Here is a 7,916-nt window from a genome sequence, read left to right as displayed (position 1 = left end):
ATCTTAATTCATCAACAATAACTGAATGTGCCACTGTCAATATACCGACATCATTGTCCCGAATAGCACTACATTCTGTTATAATTTCGATCCCATACTCTTTATATACTTCTTGTTCACAAACCCAGGGATCATAAATTTGTACATCAAACCCTGAATCACAAAGCTTTAAATATAGATCATAAACTTTTGTATTTCTTAAATCTGGACAGTTTTCTTTAAAAGTAAAACCCAGTATAAGAACTTTTACACCTATAGGGTTTATTCTGTTTTTTATTAACCCATTAATAAAATCATTTCTTATATATTCAGGCATTCCATCATTTATTATTCTAGAAGTTCTTATAAGATCTGGAACATATCCTATTGATGCTGATTTATGTAGCAAATAATATGGGTCAACTCCAATGCAGTGACCACCAACGAGACCTGGTGATAATTTCATAAAGTTCCACTTCGTTGAAGCTGCTTCAATCACCTCTTTTGTGCTTATTCCCATTAATGTGAAGATTTGGTGCAGTTCATTTACTAATGCTATATTTACGTCTCTTTGAACATTTTCAATTACTTTTGAAGCTTCAGCTACCTTTATATTCGATGCCTTATGCGTGCCTGCAGCAATAATTAATTGGTAAACTTGATCGACAAATTCAGCAACTTCATCAGTTGATCCACTGGTAACTTTTAATATATTAGTGACACGGTGCTCCTTATCACCTGGATTAATGCGCTCAGGAGAATAGCCCGCAAAGAAATCACTGTTAAAAGTCAAGCTGGAAGTACGTTCGATAACTGGTATACAAACCTCTTCAGTAACACCCGGATATACAGTAGACTCATATACAACAATATCACCTTTTGAAATAACAGAGCCGAGTGCCTCTGATGCCTTAAGCAATGGGGATAAGTCAGGCTGTTTGTGTTCATCTATAGGTGTAGGCACAGTAACAATGTAAAAATTGCATCCCTTTAAATCATTTAAATTTGCGGTGTAGCTTAAATGACTTGACTCCTTAAGTTCTTCAGTATTGCATTCAAGAGTCGCGTCTTCATATCTTAACAGCTCCTGGATACGAACCAAATCAATATCGTAGCCTATAGTTTTAACCTTTTTCCCAAACTCCACCGCAAGTGGTAGTCCAACGTAACCTAAGCCAATGACCGCAATTTTTAGGTTTTCTAAGTTCATTTTTTACTCCAAATACCTTTTGTATCGATAACTACCTTGTCAAGAACACTATTTGCAGAAACCTCTTTAAACTCTTTGTGATCTACTAGCACGACTGCAATATGAGCATCATATAGTGCGTCATCAATTCGCATTAATTTGACACCAAGCTCATTCAAGTCATCTGGTAACTTTTTAACATTTGGTTCTACAGCAATAATTTTACCGATGTTAGATGCAGCTAGTTCATTGGTAATTAACAATGCTGGGCTCTCTCGTAAATCATCAATATCAGCTTTAAATGTAAGCCCAAGACAAGCTATTGTCGGAGAACTAAATCGTTTAGCCGCAGCTTTAACTTTCTCAATCACATATTGAGGCTTAGCATCATTAGTAAAACGAGCCTGTTTTATGATCTTGGCTTCATCAGGTACTGAATTGACGATAAACCAAGGATCAACTGCAATACAATGCCCGCCTACACCAGGGCCTGGCTGTAAAATATTAATACGTGGGTGGCGATTAGCTAACGATATAAGCTCCCATACATTTATATCTAGTTTATCGCAGATAATTGATAACTCGTTAGCAAAAGCGATTTGCACATCTCGACACGAGTTCTCTGTTAGTTTTGCCATTTCAGCAGTACGAGCATTAGTAATTACGCACTCGCCTTGTACAAAGGTTTTATATAACTCTACAGCTCGAGCAGAACAATTTGCTGTCATGCCTCCAATTACGCGGTCATTTTCTACCAACTCACGAACTACATGTCCAGGCAGTACACGCTCTGGGCAGTGAGCAATATTTACATCAGCATTTTCTCCCGCTTGCTGCGGGAAACTTAAATCAGGGCGAGCCGCAGCTAGCCAACCTGCCATTTGCTCAGTAGCACCAACTGGCGAGGTAGATTCAAGAATAACTAAATCTCCTTTCTTTAGTACTGGTGCAATTGCTTCACTGGCTTTATGAATATATGTTAAATCGGGTTCTGGAATTTGAGAGTCGTTATTTTTAAAAGGAGTTGGCACCGCAATTAAAAAAGCATCAGCTTGCTCTGGTGAAAGCGTTGCTTTGAGATAACCTTCTTTTACGGCTGCATGAACAATCATATCTAGCTCAGGTTCAACAATATGGATTTCACCTCGATTGATTGTGTCTACGGCATGCTGATTAACATCCACACCAATTACTTTCTTTTTGCGAGAGGCAAACATCGCTGCTGTTGGCAATCCAATGTAACCCAAGCCAACGACCGAAATTGTATTAAATGACATACTTTCCCTTTGAAATCTTGAAGTTTAAAACTGCTTACTGGTGTTTATTTAGCTAAAATATCGCAAATTCTTTTGCATGCATTTCCATCACCATAAGGGTTATGGGCTCTGCTCATTTGCTCGTAGCTTTTCTCATTAATTAGCAGTTGTTCTAAAGAAGTGGTGATTGCTGCTACATCAGTCCCGACTAACTTTACTGTCCCAGCTTCTACTGCTTCAGGACGCTCAGTGGTATCGCGCATAACTAGAACTGGCTTGCCGAGGCTGGGCGCCTCTTCTTGGATACCACCAGAATCTGTTAAAATAACATGTGCTCTATTCATTAAGTAAACAAAAGGCAAATATTGCTGAGGTTCTATTAAGTGAACATTGTCAATATCGCTTAAAATGCGATTAACTGGCTCTTGCACATTTGGATTTAAATGCACAGGATACAAGATTTGACAGTTTGGGTGCGCCTTTGCAGTCTTAGCCAGAGCTTCACAAATACGCTCAAATCCACCACCAAAGCTTTCTCTGCGGTGACCTGTAACTAAGATAAGCTTTTTGCTCTCATCCAACATGGGGAATTGTGCAGCTAGAGTATTGCTTAGATCGGAGTCTGTTTCTATTTGATGCTTAACCATTAGCAAAGCATCGATCACTGTGTTACCCGTAACAAATATATTTTCATCATGGTAATTTTCAACTAGCAAGTTTTGTTTAGAGGTCTCAGTGGGAGCAAAGTGGTATCTAGTAAGCGCCCCTGTAAGCTTGCGGTTTGCTTCTTCTGGCCATGGAGAGTATATATTGCCTGTACGCAACCCTGCCTCGACATGACCAACTGAAATTTGCTCATAATAAGCAGCTAAGCTTGCTGCAAATGTGGTTGCAGTATCGCCATGTACTAAGACCACATCTGGCTTAAACTCTTTAAGTACTGGAGTAAGCTCTAATAAAATTCGGCTTGTCACTTCTGGTAGCGTCTGCCCGGCTTTCATTAGGTTTAAATCATAGTCAGGTGTAATTTTGAATAACTCTAAAACCTGATCTAACATCTCTCTGTGCTGTGCTGTAACACATACTTTGGCATCGAAGCGTACATCTTGCTTTAGAGCGTGTACTAAAGGTGCCATTTTAATTGCTTCTGGTCTTGTTCCGAATACTGTAAGTACTTTCACAGAGTGTCCCTTTATTTTTTCTGCTGGTTTATTTAGAAATGCCGATTGGATTTTAGGAGGCTTTACTTGTCTTATTCAGCCTCCCTATTCATAACGCCCTATATCTTCATGCAGAGCTATTATTCTACGAATTAAATTCGCAGTTGAGTAACCTTGATTGGTTATCTTTCAATCTCAACATAATGCCACTTTATACACATTGAGTTTTTATGTTGCACCAACTTCGGCTTGCCCTATGTCTCACAATAACAACTCATCTTATTGGTCATAACATAAAGTCGTTGCTACGAGTCGCGACATAAAGTCGCTGCTTACGGGTCGTAACGTAAAGCCGTTCTACGAGTCGCGACATAAAGTCGCTGCTACGGTCGTAACGTAAAGCCGTTCTACGAGTCGTAACGTAAAGTCGCTGCTACGAGTTGCAGCGACATAACCTGCTATGCTTTATCTGATTTGTACTCGTAGTTGTAGTAGCCGTAGTAACCATAGGCATTAGTTGATTTACGAACAACACCGTTGAATACCACCCCTTTTACATCAATACCATTTTGCTCAAAACGATTTCGTGTAATTTCTAGCTCTTTTGCATGGTTTTGACCAAAACGAGTTACTAGTAATGTTGTGCCTGCATGCGCACTCACAATAGCAGGGTCTGTCACCGCTAAGATTGGAGGAGTATCAACAATAACTAAGTCGTACATTTTGCTCACTTCACCAATCAACTTGCTAAAGTTTTCATGCATTAGTAGCTCAGACGGATTCGGCGGTATTTGGCCTCGCGTCATTACTTGCAAACCTTCAACTTGGCTTGGCTTAATCACCTGCGCTAAATTCAATCGGCCAGAGAGGTAGTCACTTAAACCGTCATCCCATTTCATGCCAAACTGAGTTTGCAGGTAGCCTTTACGCATATCAGCGTCAATAACAAGAATGCGTTTGCCACTTTGCGCCAGCACGGTTGCAAGGTTTACGGTAATAAAGGATTTACCCACGCCTGGACTTGGACCGGAGATGGCAATAACATTGTTTTTTGCCTCTAGCATAGCAAAGTGCAAGCTGGTACGAAGACTACGCAGTGCCTCAACGGAAAGGTCTGCTGGGTTATCCATGGCGAGTATAGATTTTGCCTTTGCCACTTTACCCTTGCGCGCCTTTGCAAAACCAGTGAGTTTTACTTGGTACTCTGAGAATGGCACGCTGGCGTATACAGGCAAACCCAATGCTTCTATTTCCGCCGGGTCTTCAATACCTTTATGCAGCGCTTTTTGCACAAGCACAATAGCAACAGCTAACATAGCGCCCAGCATGGTTGCCATCACAACGATTAGCGCTTTTTTAGGTTTGACTGGCTGGGTAGTATTTACCTCTGCATAATCCACTATACGAACGTTGCCTACCGTACCCGCACGCACAATATCTAGCTCTTGCGTTTTACCTAAAAGCAGCGTGTAGATTTCATTATTTACCTCTACATCACGCTTTAAGCGTAGCAGCTCGCGCTGAGTCTCTGGCAGTCCTTGAACTTCACCAGCTAATTCATTGCGTTGGCGCTTTACGGTATCTATTTGCTCTACCACACCGCGGTAAGAGGGGTGTTCACGTTTAAATTTACGGCCAAGCTCTAAACGCTTTAGCTCTAACTCTTGCAGTTTAGTTTCTAGTTTTACAATTTGTTCTAAAACGCCCTGTGTTTCTAGGCTAATATCAATAGACTCTTGGCGAATTTGATAGTCATTAAAGGCTTTTTCTGCGCGCTCTAGGTTACGCTTAACTTCAGGAAGCTGCACTTCTAAAAATTCAAGAGACTGCTGCGCTTCCGCGCTATTACGCTCCACATTGCGACGCACATAAATACCAGCCACTTTATCTAGCACTTTTTCTGCATATTCAGGGCTAGCACTCTGAAGTGCCAAGTTAATAATGCCGGAGTCTTTCCCCTTCTCAGACGCGGATATTGCACTTTGTAGATCTAAAATCGTCTGAAGACGGTTACGTTTAACGATTGAAAACTCGGTCTCTGGACGTGCTATCAAAGTCTTAATAGTCAGCTCAAATTGGCCTTGTTTTACTTCTTCGCCTACTTTACCTGCGAGTACTTCGTCGCCGTCACTTGTTAATAATGCAAAAGACTCATCTGTTCTCGCTTGTAAAACAAACTCTTCACCTACTGCACTACTTGGTACCTTAAATCGATGTATTTCAACTTGCTCACCACCCCACGCATAAGAGCTTGCGCCGAGACTTGGCTCTGCAACTTCGCCTTCGCTTTGTGCAACAAATTTACGAAAGCTGCGGCTACCAAATAGTGGAAATAGTTTTGGTTCAACAACGGTATCTAAATTTAATGTGTCGACCGCTTCACCAATGACGCTTCTAGATTTTAGTAGCTCGATTTCAGTCACTGCCGCAGAGGTACTTTCAAACATACCAGACATATCGTCAAAACCAGGAACAGACCCGCCCTTTTCCTCTACCTGTACCATTGCAGTTGCTTGGTAGATTGGCGTGCTAAATATTGCGTAGGCTATACCTAACAGCATAAACAGTGCAGTAATGCCTGCGATAAAAAACTTAGCATCTAATAATGCGCCAACTAGCGCCATTAAATCGATTTCTTGCGTCTCTTCTTTTGATGACTTTTGATTAGAGATAAGATTTGGCTGAGCATTCATATACTCACGGATCCTTATAAATACTGTTGCCAAGCGCTACAGGCGCTATCGATAAGCTCATAAACATGCTCAAACGCTTCACGTGATTGGCGATATGGATCTGGAATTTCTTTATCGCCAATCCATTTACCAAGTAAAAAGGTTTTGCCACGGGCTTGAGGGTAACGGCTGCAAAGGTCAGTTAAATGCCTTTGCTCCATTACGAGGATGAGACTATTTTGTGCAACCAAGGTACCAGTTAACTGGCGACCTTGGTGCTCACTCATGTCGATTCCTTGTTCTTTCGCCAACTCCTGCGCTAATGCATCAGCGGCTTTTCCTTCTAGGGCGGTTAATCCAGCCGACGAAACAGCTACATTTTTGCCACTTAGTTTGTTTTTTAGCAGATGCTCTGCCGTAGGACTGCGGCAGATATTACCAGCACAAACCATTAAAACACTATCAAACATGAGTACTCACAATTACTGATTTTCTATATCTTGAATCGCATCCACTGTAGACAATGAAGGCAATAATAAGCTGATAACTTTGTTCCAACGAGCAAGCGGCGCGCTAGTCACATAAACAATATCTTGCGGCTCGAGTTCAAACTGTTCTGCAAGTACTAGAGAGGCTACGTTTTTAGCATGTAGTTGATATACATCTGCTAGTACACCATCTTTTTGCAGGTCGCGCTTACGCAAGACAAAAACACCGTTTGCGTCTGCTGTACGCTCGTTAAAGCCACCGACATCCGTTAGTGCTTCAGCTAGGCTTAAGCCATATCGGTTTACGTCTACTTTGCCCGCCTTAATTACATCACCCAACACATACACGTTGCGTTTATCATTACGACTTACGTGAACAATATCACCGTGTTTAAGTAAGCGGTTTTGTGAAATGTCACCTTCGGCATAAAAGTCATCGAGTTGAATAACTTCTGTTTTGTCACCACGAGTAAAGGACACTGTTTCCCAATCGGCACTTTCTGTTAAACCGCCAGCTTGGTTGATAGCATCAATGAGTGTCACTGGAGTTTCTGTGATTGGATACACACCTGGTTTTGTAACTTCGCCGGTTACATACGCTTTTTGGCTTTTAAAACCAACCACTTTTACGTCGATTTGCGGCTCTTCAATAACACGACTTAGTCTTTTTGCAAGGTCAGTTCTAAGCTCGGTTACTGTGCGGCCAGCAGCGGGAACCTTTGGCGCATAAGCAAAGTTAATTGTACCATCGGCTTGAACACGGAAGCCGTCAAACTCTGCTGTTCGTTGTACAGCTGCTGGAATAGTGAGTTCAGGGTGATCCCACACACCAATGGTGATTACATCACCTACGCCAAGACGATACTCGTAATTTGAAACATCAATACCCGCAAGCGACGAGTGATCAATTTGTTTCGCACGTTTGATTTTATGTTCTTGCACCAATTGCGAGTCGATAATATGAATATTTACTTTCTCAAGATCTCGCTCAAGGTTTGCAGTTTGTTCACCAGAACCTATTCCTTCGAAATGGCCACCTGGAACGAGTGTACAGCCACTCATTGCAAGTAATACAGTTGAAGCAATGATAGTTTTACAGCGTAGCGCCATTGTATCTTCCCAAAAGTGTTTATAGTCTTTTCTTTTAATTAATTACTTTTATTGCCTTTTAC

At 41.4% G+C, this 7,916-nt stretch carries 6 protein-coding genes; all 6 read right to left on the bottom strand.

The window, feature by feature from the left end; genetic code table 11:
* On the bottom strand, positions 1-1,189 hold a 1,189-nt coding region (locus tag L1D50_RS19415; protein WP_239966633.1), incomplete at its 3' end, for a nucleotide sugar dehydrogenase.
* Positions 1,186-2,445: a UDP-N-acetyl-D-mannosamine dehydrogenase gene (gene wecC, locus L1D50_RS19410; RefSeq protein ID WP_239966632.1), complete on the bottom strand. Its 1,260-nt coding sequence runs from the start codon at positions 2,443-2,445 to the stop codon at positions 1,186-1,188. The genes wecC and L1D50_RS19415, both read right to left, overlap by 4 nt.
* Before the next feature lie 44 nt (positions 2,446-2,489).
* Positions 2,490-3,605 (bottom strand): UDP-N-acetylglucosamine 2-epimerase (non-hydrolyzing), encoded by a 1,116-nt coding sequence (wecB, locus tag L1D50_RS19405; RefSeq protein ID WP_130164837.1) that lies wholly within the window; start codon positions 3,603-3,605, stop codon positions 2,490-2,492.
* A 437-nt stretch (positions 3,606-4,042) separates the two neighbouring features.
* Positions 4,043-6,277, bottom strand: a complete 2,235-nt coding sequence (locus L1D50_RS19400) for a polysaccharide biosynthesis tyrosine autokinase (RefSeq protein WP_128728737.1) — start codon at positions 6,275-6,277, stop codon at positions 4,043-4,045.
* 14 nt (positions 6,278-6,291) lie between these two features.
* Entirely contained in the window at positions 6,292-6,726 is a 435-nt protein-coding gene (locus tag L1D50_RS19395) for a low molecular weight protein-tyrosine-phosphatase (RefSeq protein ID WP_239966631.1), read from the bottom strand.
* Positions 6,727-6,738: 12 nt separating this feature from the next.
* Positions 6,739-7,854, bottom strand: a complete 1,116-nt coding sequence (locus L1D50_RS19390) for a polysaccharide export protein (RefSeq protein WP_128728739.1) — start codon at positions 7,852-7,854, stop codon at positions 6,739-6,741.
* Between the last annotated feature and the right edge of the window lie 62 nt (positions 7,855-7,916).

It is taken from the genome of Pseudoalteromonas sp. Isolate6 (assembly GCF_022398435.1).
Classification (GTDB): Bacteria; Pseudomonadota; Gammaproteobacteria; order Enterobacterales; family Alteromonadaceae; genus Pseudoalteromonas; species Pseudoalteromonas galatheae.
Note: the sequence above shows the minus strand (reverse complement) of the source record. Positions and strands in the feature narration are given on the sequence as shown.

Coding starts and splice junctions, on each gene's coding strand:
- L1D50_RS19390 (WP_128728739.1), bottom strand. CDS start 7,854: ATGGCGCTACGCTGTAAAACTATCATTGCTTCAACTGTATTACTTGCA.
- L1D50_RS19395 (WP_239966631.1), bottom strand. CDS start 6,726: ATGTTTGATAGTGTTTTAATGGTTTGTGCTGGTAATATCTGCCGCAGT.
- L1D50_RS19400 (WP_128728737.1), bottom strand. CDS start 6,277: ATGAATGCTCAGCCAAATCTTATCTCTAATCAAAAGTCATCAAAAGAA.
- wecC (WP_239966632.1), bottom strand. CDS start 2,445: ATGTCATTTAATACAATTTCGGTCGTTGGCTTGGGTTACATTGGATTG.